The following is a 20,482-nucleotide window of genomic DNA, read 5'->3' on the forward strand; positions in this document are numbered from 1 at the left end:
CCGCCAGCAGGGCCTGGTATCGTTCCCACTGGCGCATTTCTGTTACACGGCGTGACCCTGCGCCCGCATATCGCCCTTGACCCATTGTGCATCGCAACCTAGATTGCCTGTCGACGCCTCCGGGCGTCTTGCCCTTCCTGGGCGTTTCCTCCCTATAGACTTTTCATGCCGCGCCTTCGGGCGCGGCTTTTTTTATCCGCGATCGACGACGGCGTGGCGGGGCCTCAGCCGGCCCAGCTTTCGGCGCACAGGCCGGCGACGACCCGACCCAAGGCCCGCCGGGTGCGGCCCCAGCCGGCGCCGGGACTCAGGGTCGTCTCGTCCAGATAGAGCCGCCGATTGATCTCGATCTGGATCGCCTCGACCCCGTCGTCGGGGCGTCCCCATTGCTGGGTCGACCATCCGCCGGCGTAGGGGTGGTTCAGCGCCACCCGCCAGCCCAGCCCTTCGAACAGCGCCCGAAGCCGCCGGGTCAGCCGCGTCGCGCAGGCCGATCCATGCCGGTCGCCCAGCACCACCTCGACGTCGGCCGCCCGCGCGGGCATCGAATGCCAGTCGATCAGCACCGCCCGCCCGTGCTCCGCCCGCGTCTCGCGCATCAGTTCGCCCAGCGCCCGGTGATAGGGGGCGTGCACCTCGGCGATCCGGGCCTGGACCTCGGCCAGCGTCAGACGACGGTCGTAAAGCGGCGCCCCGTCCCCGGCCAGGCGCGGGGCCACGCCGTACCCCGCCGCCGCCTTGGGGCCGGCCGGGATGGGCGCGCCGTCCACCAGGGCGGGGTCCAGATCGTGCGGGTCACGGTTCAGATCCAGATAGGCGCGGCCGATCCGGCCCTCGATCAGGGGCGCGCCGTGCGCCGGCCCGTCCTCGATCAGGCGCGCGACCAGGGCGTCCTCGGCGCTTCGGAGGCTCTGGGACGACAGGCCGGGGGCGGGGGCCATGTCCGCCGGATACCGGTCGCCGGAATGGGGCGAGGCGAAGACCAGGGCGGTCCGCGGCGCCGAGGCCGGGGGCGGGTGATCAGAAAGGGCGCGTCGCCGCCGGTCATGTCTCCGCCATAACCCGTTTCGCTGTGGACGGAAGCGGCCGGACCCCTGAATTTCATCGGCGGTTTACCGTTGGCCGCCTAGGGTCCTGTCAGTTTCACAGGGCTTACCTCCGCATGGCGCGCATCCTTCTGGCCGAAGACGACAGTTCCCTGCGGGGCTTCCTGACCCGGGCGCTGGAGCGGGCGGGCCATCAGGTGATCGACTGCGAGAACGGCGACGACGCCATCGACGCCCTGGAGCACGGCCCCTACGACCTGCTGCTGACCGACATCGTCATGCCCGGCGCCGACGGCATCGAGGTGGCCCGCGTGGCCGCCGCGCGCCAGCCGGGCCTGCGCATCATGTTCATCACCGGCTTCGCCGCCGTCGCCCTGACCGCCGCCCAGGCCTCGCCCCAGGCCAAGGTCCTGTCCAAGCCGGTGCACCTTCGCGACCTGGTCAACGAGGTCGAGCGGATGGTCGCCGCCTGACGCCGACCCGCCCGTAGGCGCGTCGGAAACAATCGCGCGGCGGACGTCAGATGGGGCTTGAAGCCGCCCCTGTCCGCCGCTATACGACCGCCCTTCCCGTCCGGGCGATCGCCCCGGACCGCACCGGCGGACGCGTAGCTCAGCGGGAGAGCACTACGTTGACATCGTAGGGGTCACAGGTTCAATCCCTGTCGCGTCCACCATTCTTTTCAAACAGTTATTGCCGACCACGGACCCGAGAGGGTCTTAGTCGCCCGTGTTTCGCCCGTGAAACGCCCCTAAAGCGCGTCAGCGGCGCCGGCTGAAGGCGTTGCGCACCCCCTCCATGTGGTCCGGGCAGTGGTGGCCATAGACGCGGCGGATCAACGCCTCGCTGGTGGACGTGAACCCCGCGACGTCCCAGGTCGACACCCCTTCCCGCAGCAGCCAGGTGATGCAGGTGTGCTTGAGCGTGTGCGGCGTGACGTCCTCATCCAGTTGGGCGAGCCGGCGGGCGGATTCAAAGCCGGTCTTCTGACGCTGGATGATCTCGCCGGCGTATTCGCAGGGCCCATGGATCGTTAGCCGACGCCAGCGCAGCAGGTGCGGCAGCAAGCGCCTGGGGATAGTGCAGGGACGTCGCCGCTTGCGCGTCTCGCGCTCCGACTGGCCGCGCCGATAGATGCGGTTGTCCTGGAGATCGACCGAGCCAGCGTCCGCGTTCCGAGTCCAGCGCAGGCCCAGAACCGCCGCATGGCGCGTGCCCGTATACAGGGCGATCAGGATGAAGCGGGCGACATGATAGTTGGGGGCCGCCTCGCGCCGCCAACCGGTCACGCGCCCGTCGCGATCGAAGCCCGCCGGCGTGAAGCCCAGCGCGCCCCGGACCAAGCGCGCCGCCTCGTCGCGGGTCAGCCAGCGCGCCTCCTGGAGTTCGATGGAGGGCTTCAGCACAGGGATCGGCCGGTCCATTCGGCCAGCCTTCCAGGCGTAGTTCAGCGCCGCCGACAAGGTGTCCAGTTCCCGCTTGGCGGTAGATTCGGCCACAGCCCGCCTGCCGATGACGCCCCGGGTGCGCGCACGCACATAGGCCTTGCAGCTTTCGGCGTTGACCCCGTCACAGGTCAGGTCGCCGAAATGCGCCACCAGCCAAACCAGATGGACAGCTTCAGGCCCCCGATGATCGTCGCGCAGGTTCTCCAGATAGTAGGTGAGGCAGTCGGCTACGGCGATGCGCCGGGGATCGCCATCGCCGAAATCGGGCGTGTGCTTGGCCGCTACGTAACGCGCAAGGGCTTCCTCAGCCTCTGACTGGCGATCAGGGCCGCAGCCCGTGCTGACCTCAAGTCCACGGTCGCGGATGACGTAGACGGCCGGACGCCCGGCGCGGCGACGGAGACACAGGCGGACGGGTTCGGCGTGACGCGGCAAAGCCTTCTCATTTCATCGATGGCGGTCAGGGTGGTGAAATAGCGGCTGCCGATACGCTCAATCACGAGCAGCCCTTTACGGTGTTGCCGCATCAGCGTGGCGGCGCTCACGGCCCCGTCAGGAAAGGCCAGCCGGGCGGCGGTCCCGAGCAGAAGCGGCGCATGAGGATCAACGTCCGCGACGGAACGACCCGCCCGCCCCGCCAGGGGCTCGTGATCTCGCGTGCTCGACATCTATCGACTCCAACCAAGACACATTTAAGCGCCGCCAGAACAGTCTGGCGGCGGCACATGGTCCTCCGTCGTCGTCTCCTAAGATGTAGGCGGCAGGCCTCAGAACGTCAAGGCCGAAATCCAAGCTAACCACTTGCATTGTAAAGGAATGTTCTGCGTTAGCGCGGCCAATCGGCCTTTTGAAACGCCCTGTCCAGGAAAGCCGCCACCTTGGCCCACTCGGCGCCGGCGCGGCCGTCCTGCGCCGCCTTGCGTCGGACCTCGGCCAACAGAAGTTCCCGCTCGAGATAATCCGCCAGCCGGGCGTAGTCCTCACGGCGCTGGTCGACGGACTGAATCGCGCGCCGGATCAGACCCTCCACATCCAGCGTCCCTTTGAGCCGGTTCGCCTTGTCGGAGATGACGCGCGTGTTGCCTCGGACATAGCCAAGGCTGGGCCGGATGCGATCCAGCGACGGCGAGTGTGCTGAGCGCATGGCGCCGATGATGATCGGCACCCCCAGGGCGGGGCAAACCATCGGCACGACGACGTCGCTCACACGGAGGTTGAACGGCAGACCACGGCGCGCCGCGCGTTGGCGCGCGCGACTGTGCAAGGCGACAGCCGGCCTCAGCCGCCGCTGGGCTTTGAGGTAGTCGCGCATATAGGCGGCGTTGCAGGCGGGGCAGGTTGAGCGGCGGAGGCGCTCACCATGCACAGGGCAGACAGGATTAGGCGGATCATAAACCAACATGTAAGACTCCTTCTTCAGAATGAGTCTACGAATTCAAACTTGGTCTAAAGAGTCAATTGAATCTATGAGAACGCCGCGAACGAAACCGGCCGACCATCCCACCGGGGCGCAGCTGCGCGCCGCTCGGGGCCTGGTGAACATGTCCGTGCTGGACCTGGCCGAGCGCACTGGCTTAGCGCAGAACACGATCAAGCGCGCCGAGGGGGATAACGGGCCGGCACCGGTCAACACCGCGAACGCCAAGCTGATGGTGGCGACGCTTCAGGCCGCCGGCGCGGTCTTCCTGCCGGCCGAAGGCGACATGGGCGCCGGCGTGCGGCTGGCGACGCCCTTGCAGCCCGCCCTGGCGCGGCGCCGGACACACGCAAATCCGGCTGACGTGACTCCTTGAAAGGAGTCACGAAATTCATCCGCGCCGCTCAAACCCTGACTGAGCCTGCAATCAGGAGTCACTTTAGTATCGAACTGTGACTCGACAGTGCCCGAGAGGGGCCGGCTGGGGCTGGGGTTCACCCCCAGCCGGCCCCTCCGCCGCGCGCATGGACCGCATCTTGCTTAACCGCCTCGGTTAACAGAGGAGCGTGTCGATATGGATTATGAAAGGACCGCGCAGGGCATCACCTACCGAGGGATACGCCGTGCTTTTAGGGACGAGGCAAACACCAACCCGGAATTCGTGGCTCGATTGGACAAGGCATTGGGCGGCGACTTCATCGCCCTATCCCAAGGCGCCTTCATGAAGAACCAGGGGACTGACCTGCATCTGATCGTCAAGCGGCCCGACGAAAGCGAGGGCCAGGTCTGGCTTCGTGTCGAGATCGATAAGATCATCGCCAAGGGGATGATGGACATGGAGGGCAAGCCGCAGGTGAAAAAGCACCGTGAAGGCGCTGACCGCCAAGTGACGATCGCTCCAAAAATCTGGTTTCACCATACAGGAAACGCCAGAGAGGCCGAAAACCGCCTGACCTTCGAGAAGCTGATGAAGATCGCGTCACCGACGTTTGCCGAGGCGCTTGAGGCTGGCATCGAGCGGGCGGATCGGACGTTCGCCGAACTGATGAAGCCGAAGTCGAATTTGCCATGGTGGGCCGTCGCTTAGCGTAGAGGAGCGCGTTGTCTCGGCCGCCTAGTTGGCGGCCCTTGCTGCACCGTGGGCACGGGGCTGGTACGCTGCCGACGCCGCCCCCGCGTTCAGTCCCGCTCGACGGTCGCCGTAGTCGACGAAGGCGCGGTCGAACTGATGAAGATGCTTGCGGCCAAGGCTGCGTTCCGGGGACCAAGGCGATCTCAGGGACGCAACGGAGAAGGCTGAATGCATTGCGCGAAGCGTCGTATATGCATGGCTAAGCGGGAAGGGCGCATCGCCCTCTGGAAGCGGACGCTCTATGTCAGACTATATTAAACTGGATGCAGGCGGGGCGGGCTTGATGCACGTCACAGGGGACGCCGAAAATGACATCTTCATTCACAAGAATGTGGTTCAGCCGCTTGCGTTGCACGTCAATTTTGCGGGCCGCGGGAACACCCTCTGGATCGACGAAGGGTGCCGTCTGCAGGGCCAGGTCCTTTTCATAGGCTCCAATGGCAAGGCGCGATTCAGCGCGAGCGGCATGCTCAATGTCATTGCTGCGGTCTATGACGACGGCAGTCTCACGTGGGGGCCTGGCTGCACGGGCTATCAAGTCAGGGTCTGGGTGCATGGCGGTCGCAACTGCACGATTGGTGCGGGCTGCCTGTTCTCCGAAAACATTCATATCCGCACATCGGATCATCACTCGATCATCGATTTGGACAGCGGCGAGGTGCTTAATCATGCGGCTGATGTGATCATCGGTGATCGCGTCTGGATCGGCGAGGGCGCGCGGATTGGAAAGGGTGTGACCATCGGGGACGGCGCCATTGTCGCGGGCAGCGCCTATGTCAGTTCAGACATTCCGCCTGCCGAGCTGTGGGGCGGGCTTCCCGCCAAGCGGCTTCGAGGAAACGTGTCGTGGGTGGACGAATTTCCCGCTAGCGAAGCGGCCGCTGCTCAGATGATCGAGTGGATTAACGCGCGGCGACCCGCACTGGAGGAAGCGGTGTCGTCGCCTGAAGAGGCTGGCAGGACGAATCTCGAGAGCGTCGGCAAGGCTGAAAAAGACCGCATGCAAACGGTCTAGATCATTCAATCGTAGATGGTGCGGGTGTGATCCGGTGTTCCTTCCTGGTGACTTGGTTGTGGTGTCTGCGGTCAACCCGGAGGGGGATCTTCGGTGTTGCGCGCTTTCCTGGGGCGGGGGTGTGACCAAGCGATCCGAAATGGTTTGGCCGGAAGAGGTGCTACGCTGAGGAGATCGAAGCAGCCCTCTTCCCCGAAGAAGATTTGTGGGGCCTCGACATCGGGGTAATCGGGGCGGTGATGGCACTGTCAGCCTTGGGGGCGTTGACAGTGAACAGTTGTAATGCCGGAGGTTTTGGCGGTGCTCACATGGAACGCTTTCCGGTCGTGGCTATGTTTCTGCCGAAGGCTATCGCCGCAGAAGTCCTGGCAATCGCCGAGGAGGCCAACGTTGGCCTAGATATGATCCAAAGCGGCCTAGTCAGGCTCTACGGCAGTTCGGATTTCGACCTACATAGGTTCGCGCAGGTGGCCTTGGCGCGTCATCTTGAGCGCCAAAGCGTGGGGGCTGACTAGCCTAAAATCAGACTTCGCGGGTCCTCTAGCCCCTGCTTCAGACCTCAGACCCGCGTGTCGTCCGTCCGCCTAGGCGGAACGACTGCGCCCGCGATTAGCCCATGATACAGGGACATTTCTGACCAAACGATAGCCTTTCAGTTGCCCCGCGCACCTTCAAGCCACTGAAAACACACAGAACGTCCGCGTTGACATCGTAGGGGTCACAGGTTCAATCCCTGTCGCGTCCACCATTTTCCCCCGTGAAACCCAGTGCTTGCCACGCGAACGGCTGCGTGGCGTACGTGGATGTCGTCTCGTCCATTGGGCCGGGCGCCCGGCCGTGCTGTCAGGGCGTGAACTGGATGGTGTGTTCGAACGGCGTGTCGATGGGGCGGCCCTGGTCGAGCGCGGGTTCGACGGTCGCGCCGTTCATCAGCGCCAAAGCGGCCGCGCCGAATCCGTGGCCTGGGCGGGTCTCGTCCAGCACGACGCAGTCCGACGCCACGCCGGTCGCCCGGGCGATGCACCGCAGGCGGACGCGCACCGCGTCCTGATCGTCGGTCGCGGATTTGGCCGCGACCAGCGCGTCGGCCGGCTTGTCCGGCGCGCCGCCCACGGTGGGCGATGCGGGCGCAGGGGCGGCGATCAGGGCCAGGATCAGGGCGAGGGGCATGGGGACGGTCTCTTTCCCCTGCATAAGCGCCCAGGCCCGTCGCCCGTTCCCGCCGCCGCCCTTCCGGTCCGCGCCTTTTCGCGCCTTCGTGCGTTGTGCGACCATGAGCGACCGCCCGACCGACCCTGTCACGCCCGACGGCCGATACATGGTGGTGCGTGGCCGGCTGTGGCGGCGGACCGATCCCAGGCTCTCGCCCGAGACACGCGAACGGCGGGTCCGTGACCTGATGGCGGCGCGGCGGTCGGTCCGGGCGGCCCTGGCCGCGCGCGACCCAGACGGTCTGGCGCAGGCGCGTCGCGCCGTCGACCAGGCCAAGGTCGCGCTGGGCGAACGCGGGCCGGTCTGGTGGGACGACGGCGCGCCGGATCTGAACCGGCGAATGGCGCGCAACAGCCCCTATGCGGACTGGTTCGCCGCCTTGGAGGAGACCGCGTGGAACGAGGGCCTGCAGCGGTTCGTGGCGGCGCAGGATCCGGTGTTCGACCGCGCCATGGCCGAACTGGCCGTGGGGCGAAAGACGAGCCACTGGATGTGGTTCGTGTTTCCGCAGGCGAGGTCGCTGGGCCGTTCGTCGACCGCTCGGCTCTACGGCGTTTCTTCCCTGGCCGAGGCGCGGGCCTATCTGGCCCATCCGATCCTGGGCCCGCGGCTGAGCCAGGCCGCGCGGGCGGCCTCGACCGCGCCGGCGGCGTCATTGCGACAGGTGTTCGGATCGCCGGACGATCTGAAGTTCCGATCGTCCATGACGCTGTTCCATGCGGTCGCGCCGGACGAGGCCGTCTTTGGCGAGGCGCTCGCGAGATGGAATCTTGGGCCGGACCCCTTGACGACGGACCGGGTGCGGGCGGCGCGGGCGGGTCCGGATCGTCTCTGAACGATCCGTCCGCGGCGACCCGGCGTGGAGGCCGGCGCGCGGCGCCGGTGGGTACAGAACCGCACAATGGATCGTCAGGGCGCGTCGCGTGTTCAGACGCGGCTATGTCATCGCTCGCCTTTGTCGGCGCCGGCCCGACCACCCTCTACACGCTCGACGCCCTGCTCAGACAGGGGCCGAGAGGCGTGCGCATCACCGTGTTCGAGGCCCAAGCCGCCGTCGGCCTGGGCACGCCCTACCGCCCGGGCTGGAACGACCCGGCCATGCTGTCCAACATCGCCAGCGCCGAGATTCCGCCCCTGACGCAGACCCTGCTGGCCTGGCTCCAGTCCCGGTCGCCGGCTGAGCTCGAGGCGATGGGGGTCGACATCGCGGCCGTCAGCGACCGCGCCTTCCTGCCGCGCCTTGTCCTGGGGCGGTATTTTGAAAGCCAGTTCCAGAGCCTGCTGGACACGGCCGCCAAGGCCGGCGTGCGGATCGACGTTCGCGCCGGCTGCCGCGTCGTCGACGCCGTCAACCGGCCGGACGGCCTGGAGCTCGTGTTCACGTCCCCCGACGGGAAGACGGCCCGGAGCCTGTTCGACCATGTCGTTCTGGCCACCGGCCACCAGTGGCCGTCGCGCCAGGAGGCGCGGCCCGGCTATTACACCAGCCCCTGGCCGGCCCGCGCCCTGGCCGCGGCGCCGCCGACCGACATCGGCGTCCGCGGGTCGTCCCTCACCGCGATCGACACCGCCGTGGCGCTGGCCGCCGCCCACGGCGACTTCGTCCGCGACGGAGAGGCGCTGACCTACAGGCCGGGTTCGGCCCTGCCGGATTTCCACATCACCCTGATGTCCAGAAAGGGCCTGCTGCCGGAGGCCGACTTCTACTTCCCGCTGCCGCACGCCCCGCTCGCGGTCTGCAATCCGGCGGCGCTCGCCGAATTGATCGACCGCCGTCAGCCCGACCTGCTGGACGCCGCCTTCGATCTGTTCCGACGCGAGCTCCTGCGGATCGACCCCGCCTATGCGGAGGCGACGGGACTGGCGCAGGCGACCCTGGAGCCGTTCGGCGAAGCCTATTTCCAGGCGCGCGCCGACGCGGACCCCTTTGTCTGGGCCGAGGCCAATCTCGCCGAGGCGCGGGCCAACCATGCGACGAAGACCACGGTGTCCTGGCGCGACGCCATCCTGCGGATGCACGAACCGATCGCGGCGATCGTCCCCATCTGAGTGAAACGGACTTCGAACGCTTCAATCGCAGCTTCAAGCCGGTGTTCGTGGACGCCTATGGCGCGGTTCCCCACGAGTCGGTGGAGCGGATGCTGGCGCTGCATCGGGCCGGACGGTTGAGCCTGATCGCCCTCGGCGACGATTATCGGATCGACACCCGGTGTCCCGAAGGCGGCGCGCGCCTGGTCCGGGCCGGGCGCAGCCGGCATTTCCCGGTCTTCATCGAAGCGACCGGCCAGCGCCCCTTGAGCGCCCTCCAGTTCCCTTTTCTCTCGCTGATCGAGCAGGGGATCGTGCGGGACGAGACGGCCGGGGACCCGGGCGGGGCGGGCCGGGGCATCGTCGTCGACGACCTGTTCCGGCCGATCGCCGCCGCCCTGCCGGCGGACCGGCTCTTCTGCCTCAGCCTGCCGTTCATCCTGGGGCGTCACCCCTTCGCGCAGGGCGTCACCAGCTCGCGCGACATGGGCGAGATCGTGGGCCGGCATCTCGGGTGCGTCCTCGCCGCGCAGGGCGGCGCCGTCGACACATGGCCCGCCGTCGCCTAGACGGCGGGACCATGAGACTGTTCGCGATCTACATCGGCGGCGAGCATCCGCGCGCCAACATCGAGGTTCACGACATGCGCTTCGTCGTCGCCGAGACGATCGAGGCCACGCATGGGGCGCTCCTGGCGCAGTGGTGGGGCAAGCCCGGCAGCCTTCACATCGACTGCTGGTCGGAGATCGTCCAGGCGGACGGCTATGCGGTGTCGCTGCGGCCCGAACCGTTCGAGGGGCCCGAGCGTCTCTACTATGTGAACCTGGGCGGCTATGACGGGACGACCTTCGCCGAGCAGCACCGGAACGTCTTCGTGGTGGCCGAGGACCTGGCCGGCGCCAAGGCGCGCGCCATCCGCCGCGCCGCGGGCTGGCGCGACGCCCATCGCGACGACCTTTACGAGGCCGAGCAGGCCTTCGCCCTCGATGCGGCGGCGCAAGGGGAACGCCTGCACATCCACCTGACGCCCAGCCTGATGTCCGACGATCCGGCCTTCGCCTGCCGTTACATGCCCATCCGCTAGGCCGCATTCGACACGCCGGCGTCTGGCTCCGGAAGGCGTCAGGGCCTATATGGCGGGGATGAGCGATCCACCCACGTCCGTCCCTGGCGCCATATCGAGCGTCGCAAGAGCCGGCAGATCCGGGTCGGGTCGGTGCTCGTGGGCGGCGACGCGCCGATCAGCGTGCAGTCGATGACCAACACGCCGACATCGGACGCGGCGGCGACGATCGACCAGATCCGCCAGCTGGAGGAGGCCGGGGCCGACATCGTGCGGGTGTCCTGTCCGGACGAGGACTCGACGGCGGCGTTCCGCACAATCGCGCGCGCGGCCAAGGTCCCGCTGGTGGCGGACATACACTTCCATTACCGGCGCGGGATCGAGGCGGCCCAGGCCGGCGCGGCCTGCCTGCGGATCAATCCGGGCAATATCGGATCCTCGGATCGGGTGCGCGAGGTGGTGCAGGCAGCCAAGGACCACGGCTGCTCGATGCGGATCGGCGTCAACGCCGGTTCGCTGGAGCGCGAGCTGCTGGAGAAGTACGGCGAGCCCTGCCCCGACGCCATGGTCGAAAGCGCGCTGAACCACGCGCGCATCCTGCAGGACCACGACTTCCACGAGTTCAAGATCTCTGTGAAGGCGTCCGACCCCTTCCTGACCGTCGCCGCCTACCAGCAGCTGGCCGAGGCCATCGACTGCCCCCTGCACCTGGGCGTGACCGAGGCGGGGCCGCTGCGCACCGGCACGATCAAGTCGGCCATCGGCATGGGCTCGATGCTGTGGGCCGGCATCGGCGACACCATCCGGGTGTCCCTGGCCGCCGATCCGGTGGAGGAGATCAGGGCCGGCTTCGACATTCTGAAGTCGCTGGGCCTGCGTCACCGGGGCGTCAACATCATCGCCTGCCCGTCGTGCGCGCGGCAGGGCTTCAACGTCATCGAGACGGTGGCCGTGCTGGAAGAGAAGCTGGCCCATATCTCGACGCCGATGAGCCTGTCGGTGATCGGCTGCGTCGTGAACGGACCGGGCGAGGCCCTCTATACCGACATCGGCTTCACCGGCGGCGGCAAGGGCGCGGGCATGATCTATCTGAACGGCAAGATCGCCCACAAACAGGCCAACGACGGGATGATCGACCACATCGTCGGCCTGGTCGAGGAAAAGGCGGCCCAGCTGGAAGCCGCGCGGGCGGCGCCGCAGGCGGCGGAGTGACGGCGCGCGCGGGGCTTTAGTCCGGGGCCGTCGCCTCGTCGCGCGCCTGGACGTTGCGGGCGGCCATGACCGGATAGAGGCGAATGACGGTGCGGCTGGCCGTCGTCTTGAACAGGGCCGGCGCGACGGCGTGGACCAAGGCCGCGAAGGCCGCGCCGAACAGGGTCGCGGACACGCCCAGGGCCACCCGCGCATGGGCGGCGTAGGATTCCCCGCACGCGCGCGGATGGGACAGGAAAAACGACTTCAGCATCGACACCGCTCCTTTCCGGGGAAGGGCAGCGTCCCGCCGGACGCGTTCAATGTCTAGTCACGAAGTAGATATTTAGCCGGCGCGCCCTACAGCACCCCGAACAGCCGCAGCGCCTGGTAGCCGGCCGACACCAGGACCACCACGCCGACGCCGTAGGTCAGAGCCTGGCGGGGCGCCACGCGGGCGATGACGCCGGCCAGGGGCGCGGCGGCCAGACCGCCCAGGATCAGCCCCAGGATGGCCGTGGCGTGAGAGGCGAACCCTTCCGCCTGGTCCCAGTGGCCGGTCAGCAAGGCGGCCAGGAAGGTGGCCGAGATGGCCGAGGTGACGAAGAATTCCGCCGTGTTGGTGGTGCCGATCGACATGCGCGGATCCTGGCCCGTCCCCACCATGGTGGTGGTGACGGTGGGGCCCCAGCCGCCGCCGCCGATGGCGTCGAAGAACCCGCCCACTAGGCCCAGCGGAGCCGAGAACTTGATCGGGAAAACCCGCTCGCGCGTCTTCTTGGTGGCGCGCCAGATGATGACCAGGCCCATGATCGACAGATAGGCGGTGATCCAGGGCTTGAGCACGTCGCCGTCCACGCTGGTCAGGACGAAGGCGCCCAGGCCCCCGCCGACCACGCCGCCCAGCGCCAGGGGCGCGAACAGCTTCCAGTTCACATTGCGGTTGGCCGCGTGCGATCCGGCCGAGGCGGCGGTGGTGAAGACCTCGGCGGCGTGAACGCTGGCCGAGGCGGTGGCCGGCGGCACCCCGAACGACAGCAGCACGGTCGAGGAGATGACGCCGTAGGCCATGCCCAGGGCGCCGTCGACGATCTGGGCCAGGAAGCCGACGAGCAGGAACAGCAGGAAGTCTTGCATGGACGCCTCCAGGAGGATGGGGCGAAGGTGAGGTCTAATTCCCTACCGGGTCAATAGGAGAAGAATTGGCGGCCGCCTGCAGAAGGGTTCGCGTCTCGAACACGGCCGCCAGGGCGTCGCGCCCCTCGGTCAGCACCGGCCGCAGCGGGCAGGTCCTTTCGTCGGGGCAGGTCTCGCACGGGCCGGGCGCGGTGCGCGAGGCGCACGGCGCCAGGGCCAGCGGCCCTTCCAGGGCCCGGATCACGTCGGCGAAGGTGATGGCGTCGGCCGGCGCGGCCAGGGCGTAGCCGCCGGTGCGGCCCCGCCGCGAGACCAGCAGACGCCGCCGACGCAGGTCCAGCAGGATGGCCTCCAGGAACTTCCTCGGCGCGCTGGCGGCCTCGGCGATCTCGGCGATGGTCGCGGGGCCGCCGCCGGGCAGGGCGGCCAGGTGGACCATGGCGCGCAGGGCGTAGCGGGACCGGTTGGACAGCATGGCCCGTGATCGCGCGCGCCGGCCCCCGGCGCAAGGCCCCGCCTGCGGTCGCGCGCAGCCTCAGGCCGCCGGGCCCAGCCGCGTCACCGCCTCCAGGATCTGGGCGCCGGTGTACGGTTTCAGCACCAGGGCCTCGGCCCGGTCGGCGTGGCGGGCGGCCAGGGTCACGTCGCCCGAGATGAAGACCACCTGCACGTCCCACCGGTCGGTCAGGTCCGAGGCCAGGTCCACCCCGGTCGCGCCGTCGGACAGGTTGAGGTCCAGAAGGGCGATGTCGATGGGATGCAGGGCGGCCGCCGCCTCGGCCGCGGCCGCGTTGTGGAAGGGGCCGACCACGCGATGGCCCGCCTCGGTCAACAGTTCGGTCAGGTCGGCGGCGGCCTCGGCGTCGTCCTCGACCACCATCACGGTCACGGGATCGCCCGCCGCGGCGGGGGCGTCGTCGTCCCGGCGCGGCGCCTGCCGGGTGACGACGGCGCGCACGTCGCGCCACACCTCGGCCGGGCTGCGGTCGGTGTCCAGGTCGTAGATGGCGGCCATGGCCTTCAGCTCCCTCAGGTCCTCGGGCGACAGATCGCCCCCGGTCTCGGTCATGCGGTCGTCGTAAAGGCGGCACAGGCGTTCGACGGGCGTCGAAGCGGAATGATCGACCATGGCGGCCCCCGGAGATGGATCGAGGCTCAGCTAGGTCATCGGGCCGGCGGACGGAAGCGGGGTGACGGCATCGTTATCCGCGATCACAATGGCGGCGCCGGGGTTGATCGCCGCCGGTCATCGACAGGGCGCGGTCCGGCGAGGTAAGGACGCCCCCTTTCCTCAAGCTCAGGTCCTTTCATCCCTTGCGACTGCCCCAGGCCCGTCTCGACCAGGTTCTCGACCGCTTCCACGAGGTGGAGGCGCGGATGGGCGCGGCGACCGACGGGGCCGAGATCGTGCGCCTGTCCAAGGAGCACGCCGAGCTGAAGCCGGTCGCCGACGCGGTCCAGGGCCTGGCGCGCGCGCGGGCCGAGGCGGCCGACCTCAAGGCCATGACCGGCGATCCGGAAATGGCGGCGATGGCCGAGGAGGAGCTGCGCGCCCTGAACGACCGCCTGCCCGAGCTTGAGCGGCAGGTGGCCCTGCTGCTGGCCCCGCGCGACGCCGACGAGAACGCCTCGGCCGTGCTGGAGGTGCGCGCCGGCACCGGCGGGGACGAGGCCGCCCTGTTCGCCGGCGACCTGTTCCGGATGTATTCGCGCTACGCCCAGGACCGGGGCTGGCGGGTCGAGGTCGACAGCGCCGCCGAGGGCGAGGCCGGCGGCTACAAGGAGATCGTCGCCACCGTCACCGGCGAGGGGGTGTTCGGGCGGCTGAAGTTCGAAAGCGGCGTGCACCGGGTCCAGCGCGTGCCCGTCACCGAGGCGGGGGGGCGCATCCACACCTCGGCCGCCACCGTCGCCGTCCTGCCCGAGGTCGAGGACGTCGAGATCGAGATCCTGGACAAGGACATCCGCATCGACACCTTCCGCGCCTCCGGTTCGGGCGGTCAGCACGTCAACAAGACCGACTCGGCGGTGCGGATCACCCACCTGCCGACGGGCATCGTGGCCACCAGCTCCGAGAAGTCGCAGCACGTGAACCGCGACAAGGCGATGAAGAACCTGCGCGTGCGGCTGTACGACATGCAGCGCCAGGCCAAGGACGCGGCGCGGTCCGACGCGCGCAAGTCCCAGGTCGGCTCGGGCGACCGCTCCGAGCGCATCCGCACCTACAACTTCCCGCAGGGGCGCGTGACCGATCACCGCATCGGCCTGACCCTGCACAGCCTGCCGCAGATCCTGGAAGGCGACCTGGACCCGGTCCTGAACGCCCTGATCGCCGAAGACCAGGCCGCGCGCCTGGCGGACCTGGAGGCCGAGTTCGCCTGAGGCGGGCGATCCGCCGCTCACGCGAAAATGAGCGGTGACGCCGGCCTCGGGGGCTAGGACTGTCGGCATGAAGTTTCGGGCTGGGGTCATAGCGGCGGCGGCGGCCGGTGCCCTGCTGACGGTCGGATCGGCCGCGCAGCCGGCGGGCGCGCGTCCCGAGCGGCCGCGCGTCGTCCTGCGCGGCGCCGCGCCGGTGGTGGTGGAGCTGTTCACCGCCCAGGGCTGCGGCGGCTGCGTCGACGCCAACGCCACGGTCGAACGGGCGGCGGCGGGGCCGGGCGTGATCGCCCTGACCTACGGCGTCGACTACTGGGACTATCTGGGCTGGCCCGACACCTTCGCCCAGCCGGCCTTCGGCGAGCGCCAGAGGGCTTACCGCGCCGCCCTGCACCAGCGCGGCGTGTCCACGCCCCAGGTGGTCATCGACGGCCGCCGCCAGGTCTCGGGCGCGCGCGGCCTGGAGCTGGAGGCCGCCATCGTCCAGGAAGCGTCGCGCCAGGTCTGGCCCCCGAGATCGAGTTCCGCGAGACCGGCGACCGCGTCGGCGTCGGCTCGGGCCGGGCCCCCGCCGGCGGCGCCGAGGTGCTGGCGGTGACCTACACCCCCGGCGTCCAGACGGTGGAGGTGCGCGAGGGCGAGAACCGCGGCCGCACCGTGCGCCACGTCAATGTGGTGCGCGAGGTCACGCGCCTGGGCGAATGGCGCGGCCGCCCGATGCTCTACGCCCTGCCCCAGACGGCGAACGGCGACGCCGTGGCCGTTCTGATCCAGGGCAAGACGGACCGCCGCATCATCGGCGCGGCGGTGAAGGACTAGAGATCGTCAGGTGCGGGTGATGGTGACGCCGCCATCGACCAGCATGGCCGATCCCGTCACGAAGCTGGACGCCTCCGACGCCAGGAACAGGGCCGCGCGGGCGATCTCCTCGGCGGCGGCCATCCGTTTCACCGCATGCAGCTGTTCCACGAAGGCGACGATCTCCGGCGTCGTGGCGAAGGCGCGGCCGGCCTCGGTGTCGACCCCTCCCGGCAACAGGCAGTTGCTGCGCAGACCGCGCGAACCGAACTCCGCCGCGATCACCCGCGAAAGGCCGATCAGGCCCGCCTTCGCGGCGGCGTAGGCGCCCATGCCCGGCATTCCGACCGAATGGCCGACGAAGGTGGAGGTGAAGATCAGCGACCCGCCGCCCCGCGCCAGCATGGCGGGAATCTGCGCCCGGGCGCCCAGGAACGATCCCGTCAGATTGACGTCCAGCGCGGCGGTCCAGTCGGACAGCGACAGGTCGGGCACGGCGGCGTTCGTCCCGATGTCGCCCGCGTTGTTCAGGGCGATGTCCAGGCCGCCAAAGACGTCCGTCGCCGTGCAGACCAACCGATCCGCCAGGTCGGGATCACGCACGTCCCCGGCGACCGGGACCACCCGGCCCCCTTCCTGGCGGATGGCGTGGGCGACGGCGTCCAGTCGGTCGTCCCGTCGCGCCGAGATGACGACCGCTGCGCCGGAGGCGGCGAACAGTCGGGCGGCCGCCGCCCCGATGCCGGAACTCGCGCCGGTGACGATGGCGACCTTGTCGGCCAGCAGAGGGTGGGTGAGCATGGAAACCTCCTGATGTGTGGAGGCTTCAGCGTGCGGCGCCGATCCGGGCGTGTCTGGCGACGTTCGGACCCCTCAATCGACGTCAGGCGCCCGCCGTCTTCGCGAACGCCCAGGCGGCGTCGCTGAGGGGGCCGACCTGGGCGGCCATGGTCTTGGCGTGGGCGCTGGCGGCCGTGCCGTCGCGGACGCGGCCGGCGATGCCCTGGCAGATGGCCGCCAGGCGGAACAGGTTGTAGGCGTAGAGCCACTCCAGGTTGGCCGGGCGCAGGCCCGTGGCGGCGGCGTAGCGGTCGACCGTCTCCTCGACCGACGGAATGCCCAGGGCCTGAAGGTCCGCGCCGGCCAGGCCGTTGCGCAGGCTGGCGGGAATGGCCCAGGCGATCAGCAGATAGGAGAAGTCGGCCATCGGATCGCCCAGGGTCGACAGCTCCCAGTCCAGCACGGCGCGGACCTGGGGCGCGTCCGGCGCCAGGATCATGTTGTCCAGGCGGAAGTCGCCGTGGACGATGCGGCTGGGGCCCTCGGGCGGCAGGCTGTCGGGCAGGAAGGCGATCAGCCGGTCCATCGCCGGAATGGGTTGGGTCTCTGACGCGCGATACTGCTTGGTCCAGCGGCCGACCTGGCGGGCGAAGTAATTGCCGGCCTTGCCATAGTCGGCCAGGCCGATGGCGGCGGGGTCGAAGGCGTGCAGCCGCGCCAGCGCATCCGTCTGGGCCTCGTAGATGGCGCGCCGCTCGGCCGGGGCCAAGCCGGGCAGTTTCAGGTCCCAGAAGACACGCCCCTCGACCTTGTCCATGACATAGAACATCGAGCCGATGACCGCATCGTCCGTACACAGAGCGTAGGGCCGGGCCACCGGGAAGTCCTGGGCGCTCAAGGCCGAGATGACGGTGAACTCGCGGTCCACGGCGTGGGCGCTGGGCAGCAGCACGCCCGGCGGCTTGCGCCGCAGCACATAGGCGCCGCCGGGGGTGGTCAGCTCATAGGTGGGGTTCGACTGGCCGCCCTTGAACTGGCGCACCGTCAGGGGGCCGGCGTAGCCCGGGACGTTGGCCGTCATCCAGGCGTCCAGCGCCGCCTCGTCCAGCCGATAGCGGGGATCGACCTCGCGCGTGCCGGAAAAGGCGTCCTGCGGGTTCATGGCGGCGGCGTCGGTCATCCTGTCTCCCCTTGGTCCGTCGGCGTTCTTCAGGACGCGCGTTCCGGCGCGGCGATGATGGCCGCCTTCACCGCGCGGCGCCAGCCGGAAAGCAGCCGCTCGCGCTCCCTCGCGTCCATGCGCGGGGTCCAGACGGCCGGGGCCTCGGCCGGGCGATGCTCCAAGTCGTCGATCAGGCCGACGCCGAACGCGGCCAGGCGCGCGGCGCCCAGCGCCGTCATCTCCTGGAAGGCGGGACGTTCGACCGCCACCTGGCAGATGTCGGCGACGAACTGCATGGCGAAGCTGTTGGCGGTGACGCCGCCGTCGACCTTCAGCGTCGTCAGGGGCGGGGCCCCGTCGTCGGCCAGGGCGTCCAGCAGGTCGCGGGTCTGATAGGCCAGGGCCTCCAGCGCGGCGCGCACGAAATGGGCCGGGCCGGAATCGCGGGTCAGGCCGACCACGGTCCCGCGCGCCTCGGGCTCCCACCACGGCGCGCCCAGGCCGGTGAAGCCGGGGACCAGATAGACGCCGCCGTTGTCCGGCAACCCCTGCGCCATCGCCTCGGACTGGCGGGATTCCGAGATCATCCTCGCCCCGTCGCGCAGCCATTGGATCGCCGAGCCGGCCGAGAAGATCGACCCCTCCAGCGCATAGGCCGTGCGGCCCTGCGTCCCGGTCCGGGTGGCGAAGCCGAGCGTGCCCAGCAGGCGCCGGGTCGAGGCGACCGGTTCGGCCCCGACATTGGCGACCAGGAAGGCGCCGGTGCCGTAGGTAATCTTGGCGTCGCCGGGGTTCAGCGCCCCATGACCGACCAGGGCCGCCTGCTGGTCCCCGGCCGATCCGGCGACGGGCAGGGCGCGGCCGAACAGCGACGGCTCGCTCTCGCCGATCACCTCGGCGCAGCCGACGATGCGGGGCAGGGCCTGGATGGGCACGTCGAACAGGGCGCACAGGTCCTCGCGCCATTCCAGGGTCTTCAGGTCCATCAGGCTGGTGCGGGCGGCGTTGGTGGCGTCGGTCGCATGGACCCGCCCGCCGGTCAGCTTCCAGATCAGCCAGGCGTCGATGGTGCCCAGCAGGACCTCGCCCCGCGCCGCCCGCTCTCGCGCGCCCGGCACGGCGTCCAGCAACCAGGCGAACTTGGTCGCCGAGAAATAGGGGTCCAGGATCAGGCCGGTCGCCCGCTGCACCGTCGCCTCGTGGCCCGCCGCCGCCAGCCGGGCGGTGACGTCGGCGGTGCGCCGGTCCTGCCAGACGATGGCGCGGTGCAGAGGCTCGCCCGTCGCGGCGTCCCAGATCACCGCCGTCTCGCGCTGGTTGGTGATGCCGATGGCGGCGAAACGGCCGATCCCGCCCGCCTGGCGCACCACTTCGCGACAGGTCTGCAGCGTCGCGGTCCAGATCTCGGCGGCGTCGTGCTCGACCCAGCCCGAGCGCGGAAAGTGCTGCGCCAGCTCGATCTGGCTGACGGAAAGGGGGTGCAGGTCTCCTCCCCGGCCTGTTGGTTCGCCCACCGCGCTTCGCGCTGCTCGAGGCGTAACCTCGAAGGCGATGGCGCGGCTGGAGGTGGTGCCCTGGTCGATGGCGAGGATCAGGCTCAAGTCGTTTCTCTCCCGATAGGCTTTACGCTAAGGGGAGCACATGACGAACCGCCTGCCCAGCTATGAAGGCGTGCTGGACGCCGCCCGCCGGATCGAGGGCGTCGCCGTCCGCACCCCGCTGGTCGAGAGCCCGGCCCTGAACGAGCGGATCGGCGGCCGGGTGCTGATGAAGGCGGAAACCCTGCAACGCGCCGGCGCCTTCAAGTTCCGGGGCGCCTACAACCGCATCAGCCGTCTGGACCAGGACGAACGGCGGCGCGGGGTCGTGGCCTTCTCCTCGGGCAATCACGCGCAGGGCGTGGCGGCGGCGGCGCGCCTGGTCGGGACGCCGGCCATCATCGTCATGCCGGCGGATTCCCCCGCGGTGAAGGTCGAGGGCGTGCGGTCCTTCGGCGGCGAGGTGCGCTTCTACGACCGCTGGAGCGAGAGCCGCGAGGCCATCGGGGCCGAAATCGCCGCCCAGCGCGGATCGGTCCTGGTGCCGCCGTTCGACGACCCCTTCGTCATCGAAGGCCAGGGCACGACGGCGCTGGAGATGCTGGACCAGGCCGACGGGACGATCGACCAACTGCTGTGCGGCGCCTCGGGCGGCGGGCTGATGGCGGGGATCAACCTGGTCATGGCCGAGCGCAGTCCGCAGACGGACGTCGTCGTGGTCGAGCCCGAGGCCTTCGACGACACGGCCCGCTCCCTGGCGGCCGGCGAACGCGTCGCCCATCCCCAGGGGCCGCCGTCGATCTGCGACGCGCTGATGGCGCCCATGCCCGGCGAGCTGACCTTTCCGATCAACCGGCGCTGCGCCGGGGCGTTGACGGTGTCGGACGCCCAGGTGGCCGAGGCCGTGGCCTTCGCGTTCCGTCATCTGAAGCTGGTGGTCGAGCCGGGCGGGGCCGTGTCGCTGGCCGCCCTGCTGGCCGGAAAGATCGAGGCGAAGGATCGGGTGACCGCCGTCGTCCTGTCGGGCGGCAACGTCGACCCCGGCCTGTTCGCCGCCATCATCGAGGGGCGTTTTCAGGCCTGACTTCCCTTCGCGCCCCGCTTCGGGGAAGGTGGCGCGAACAACGGGAGGACAG

The 20,482-nt window shown here is 69.4% G+C and carries 23 protein-coding genes, 1 tRNA gene and 1 pseudogene; 14 read left to right on the plus strand and 11 right to left on the minus strand.

All coding sequences use genetic code 11. The annotated features are described in order from the left end of the window. Window positions 1-224: 224 nt before the first annotated feature. Complete coding sequence (locus MU852_RS09450; protein WP_249749385.1) at window positions 225-941, minus strand: N-formylglutamate amidohydrolase; 717 nt, start codon at window positions 939-941, stop codon at window positions 225-227. Window positions 942-1,162: 221 nt separating this feature from the next. On the opposite strand from MU852_RS09450, the gene cpdR reads away from it, so the two are divergent. Together cpdR and MU852_RS09460 are read left to right on the plus strand one after the other, a co-directional pair. Continuing rightward, window positions 1,163-1,519 (plus strand): cell cycle two-component system response regulator CpdR, encoded by a 357-nt coding sequence (gene cpdR, locus MU852_RS09455; protein WP_054764657.1) that lies wholly within the window; start codon window positions 1,163-1,165, stop codon window positions 1,517-1,519. Between the two features lie 128 nt (window positions 1,520-1,647). Next, window positions 1,648-1,722 (plus strand) — tRNA-Val (locus tag MU852_RS09460). A gap of 85 nt (window positions 1,723-1,807) precedes the next feature. On the opposite strand, the gene MU852_RS09465 is transcribed toward MU852_RS09460, so the two are convergent. Together MU852_RS09465 and MU852_RS09470 are read right to left on the minus strand one after the other, a co-directional pair. Next, window positions 1,808-2,929, minus strand: a complete 1,122-nt coding sequence (locus MU852_RS09465) for a tyrosine-type recombinase/integrase (RefSeq protein WP_249749386.1) — start codon at window positions 2,927-2,929, stop codon at window positions 1,808-1,810. 391 nt (window positions 2,930-3,320) lie between these two features. Further along, a complete protein-coding gene (locus MU852_RS09470) occupies window positions 3,321-3,806 on the minus strand; it encodes a hypothetical protein (protein WP_249749387.1) in 486 nt (161 codons plus the stop codon). Window positions 3,807-4,041: 235 nt separating this feature from the next. On the opposite strand from MU852_RS09470, the gene MU852_RS09475 reads away from it, so the two are divergent. The 3 genes from MU852_RS09475 (at window position 4,042) to MU852_RS09485 (ending at window position 6,058) form a co-directional block, all read left to right on the plus strand. Beyond that, on the plus strand, window positions 4,042-4,287 hold the full coding sequence (locus MU852_RS09475; protein ID WP_249749388.1) for an XRE family transcriptional regulator: 246 nt from the start codon (window positions 4,042-4,044) through the stop codon (window positions 4,285-4,287). Between the two features lie 198 nt (window positions 4,288-4,485). Continuing rightward, window positions 4,486-4,998: a hypothetical protein gene (locus tag MU852_RS09480; RefSeq protein ID WP_249749389.1), complete on the plus strand. Its 513-nt coding sequence runs from the start codon at window positions 4,486-4,488 to the stop codon at window positions 4,996-4,998. Window positions 4,999-5,284: 286 nt separating this feature from the next. Then, a complete protein-coding gene (locus MU852_RS09485; protein ID WP_249749390.1) occupies window positions 5,285-6,058 on the plus strand; it encodes an acyltransferase in 774 nt (257 codons plus the stop codon). An 843-nt stretch (window positions 6,059-6,901) separates the two neighbouring features. Here MU852_RS09485 and MU852_RS09490 read toward each other — a convergent pair. Beyond that, complete coding sequence (locus MU852_RS09490; RefSeq protein ID WP_249749391.1) at window positions 6,902-7,228, minus strand: energy transducer TonB; 327 nt, start codon at window positions 7,226-7,228, stop codon at window positions 6,902-6,904. A 103-nt stretch (window positions 7,229-7,331) separates the two neighbouring features. Here MU852_RS09490 and MU852_RS09495 point away from each other — a divergent pair, with 103 nt between their 5' ends. The 5 genes and pseudogenes from MU852_RS09495 to ispG all read left to right on the plus strand — a co-directional run. Continuing rightward, window positions 7,332-8,105 (plus strand): DUF1810 domain-containing protein, encoded by a 774-nt coding sequence (locus MU852_RS09495; protein ID WP_249749392.1) that lies wholly within the window; start codon window positions 7,332-7,334, stop codon window positions 8,103-8,105. A gap of 104 nt (window positions 8,106-8,209) precedes the next feature. Further along, a complete protein-coding gene (locus tag MU852_RS09500; protein WP_249749393.1) occupies window positions 8,210-9,319 on the plus strand; it encodes an FAD/NAD(P)-binding protein in 1,110 nt (369 codons plus the stop codon). A gap of 47 nt (window positions 9,320-9,366) precedes the next feature. Continuing rightward, a complete protein-coding gene (locus tag MU852_RS09505) occupies window positions 9,367-9,867 on the plus strand; it encodes a Rossmann-fold NAD(P)-binding domain-containing protein (RefSeq protein WP_249749394.1) in 501 nt (166 codons plus the stop codon). An 11-nt stretch (window positions 9,868-9,878) separates the two neighbouring features. Next, on the plus strand, window positions 9,879-10,382 hold the full coding sequence (locus MU852_RS09510) for a DUF1543 domain-containing protein (protein WP_249749395.1): 504 nt from the start codon (window positions 9,879-9,881) through the stop codon (window positions 10,380-10,382). Between the two features lie 69 nt (window positions 10,383-10,451). Continuing rightward, a pseudogene (ispG, locus tag MU852_RS09515) lies at window positions 10,452-11,573 on the plus strand (flavodoxin-dependent (E)-4-hydroxy-3-methylbut-2-enyl-diphosphate synthase); the annotation flags it as partial. 16 nt (window positions 11,574-11,589) lie between these two features. Here the strand turns inward: ispG and MU852_RS09520 are convergent. From MU852_RS09520 to MU852_RS09535, 4 genes are all read right to left on the minus strand, one after another. Further along, window positions 11,590-11,826, minus strand: a complete 237-nt coding sequence (locus MU852_RS09520; RefSeq protein ID WP_249749396.1) for a DUF6356 family protein — start codon at window positions 11,824-11,826, stop codon at window positions 11,590-11,592. 86 nt (window positions 11,827-11,912) lie between these two features. Continuing rightward, window positions 11,913-12,689, minus strand: coding sequence for a sulfite exporter TauE/SafE family protein (locus MU852_RS09525; protein WP_249749397.1), 777 nt, complete (start codon window positions 12,687-12,689; stop codon window positions 11,913-11,915). Between the two features lie 34 nt (window positions 12,690-12,723). Continuing rightward, a complete protein-coding gene (locus tag MU852_RS09530) occupies window positions 12,724-13,164 on the minus strand; it encodes an RrF2 family transcriptional regulator (protein WP_249749398.1) in 441 nt (146 codons plus the stop codon). Between the two features lie 60 nt (window positions 13,165-13,224). Beyond that, window positions 13,225-13,818: a response regulator gene (locus MU852_RS09535; RefSeq protein ID WP_249749399.1), complete on the minus strand. Its 594-nt coding sequence runs from the start codon at window positions 13,816-13,818 to the stop codon at window positions 13,225-13,227. Window positions 13,819-14,003: 185 nt separating this feature from the next. Between MU852_RS09535 and prfA the strand changes: the two genes are divergently transcribed. From prfA to MU852_RS17400, 3 genes are all read left to right on the plus strand, one after another. Continuing rightward, window positions 14,004-15,071 carry a peptide chain release factor 1 gene (gene prfA / locus MU852_RS09540; protein ID WP_249749400.1) on the plus strand — a complete coding sequence of 356 codons (1,068 nt, stop codon included), beginning with the start codon at window positions 14,004-14,006 and terminating at the stop codon, window positions 15,069-15,071. A 67-nt stretch (window positions 15,072-15,138) separates the two neighbouring features. Further along, the gene (locus tag MU852_RS09545; RefSeq protein WP_283843574.1) at window positions 15,139-15,666 is read left to right on the plus strand and encodes a DUF1223 domain-containing protein; all 528 of its coding nucleotides are present in this window, start codon (window positions 15,139-15,141) and stop codon (window positions 15,664-15,666) included. After that, complete coding sequence (locus MU852_RS17400) at window positions 15,654-15,887, plus strand: DUF1223 domain-containing protein (RefSeq protein WP_488225923.1); 234 nt, start codon at window positions 15,654-15,656, stop codon at window positions 15,885-15,887. Before MU852_RS09545 ends, MU852_RS17400 begins: the two co-directional genes overlap by 13 nt. A 6-nt stretch (window positions 15,888-15,893) precedes the next feature. Here the strand turns inward: MU852_RS17400 and MU852_RS09550 are convergent, their stop codons facing one another. From MU852_RS09550 to glpK, 3 genes are all read right to left on the minus strand, one after another. Continuing rightward, a complete protein-coding gene (locus MU852_RS09550) occupies window positions 15,894-16,667 on the minus strand; it encodes an SDR family oxidoreductase (RefSeq protein WP_249749401.1) in 774 nt (257 codons plus the stop codon). Window positions 16,668-16,749: 82 nt separating this feature from the next. Then, window positions 16,750-17,826, minus strand: a complete 1,077-nt coding sequence (locus MU852_RS09555) for a phosphotransferase family protein (RefSeq protein ID WP_249749402.1) — start codon at window positions 17,824-17,826, stop codon at window positions 16,750-16,752. 29 nt (window positions 17,827-17,855) lie between these two features. Beyond that, complete coding sequence (gene glpK, locus MU852_RS09560; protein ID WP_430641220.1) at window positions 17,856-19,403, minus strand: glycerol kinase GlpK; 1,548 nt, start codon at window positions 19,401-19,403, stop codon at window positions 17,856-17,858. Window positions 19,404-19,449: 46 nt separating this feature from the next. Here glpK and MU852_RS09565 point away from each other — a divergent pair, with 46 nt between their 5' ends. Continuing rightward, complete coding sequence (locus MU852_RS09565; RefSeq protein WP_249749404.1) at window positions 19,450-20,430, plus strand: threonine ammonia-lyase; 981 nt, start codon at window positions 19,450-19,452, stop codon at window positions 20,428-20,430. Window positions 20,431-20,482 lie beyond the last annotated feature (52 nt).

The organism is Brevundimonas albigilva (assembly GCF_023503965.1).
GTDB classification, from domain to species: Bacteria; Pseudomonadota; Alphaproteobacteria; order Caulobacterales; family Caulobacteraceae; genus Brevundimonas; species Brevundimonas albigilva.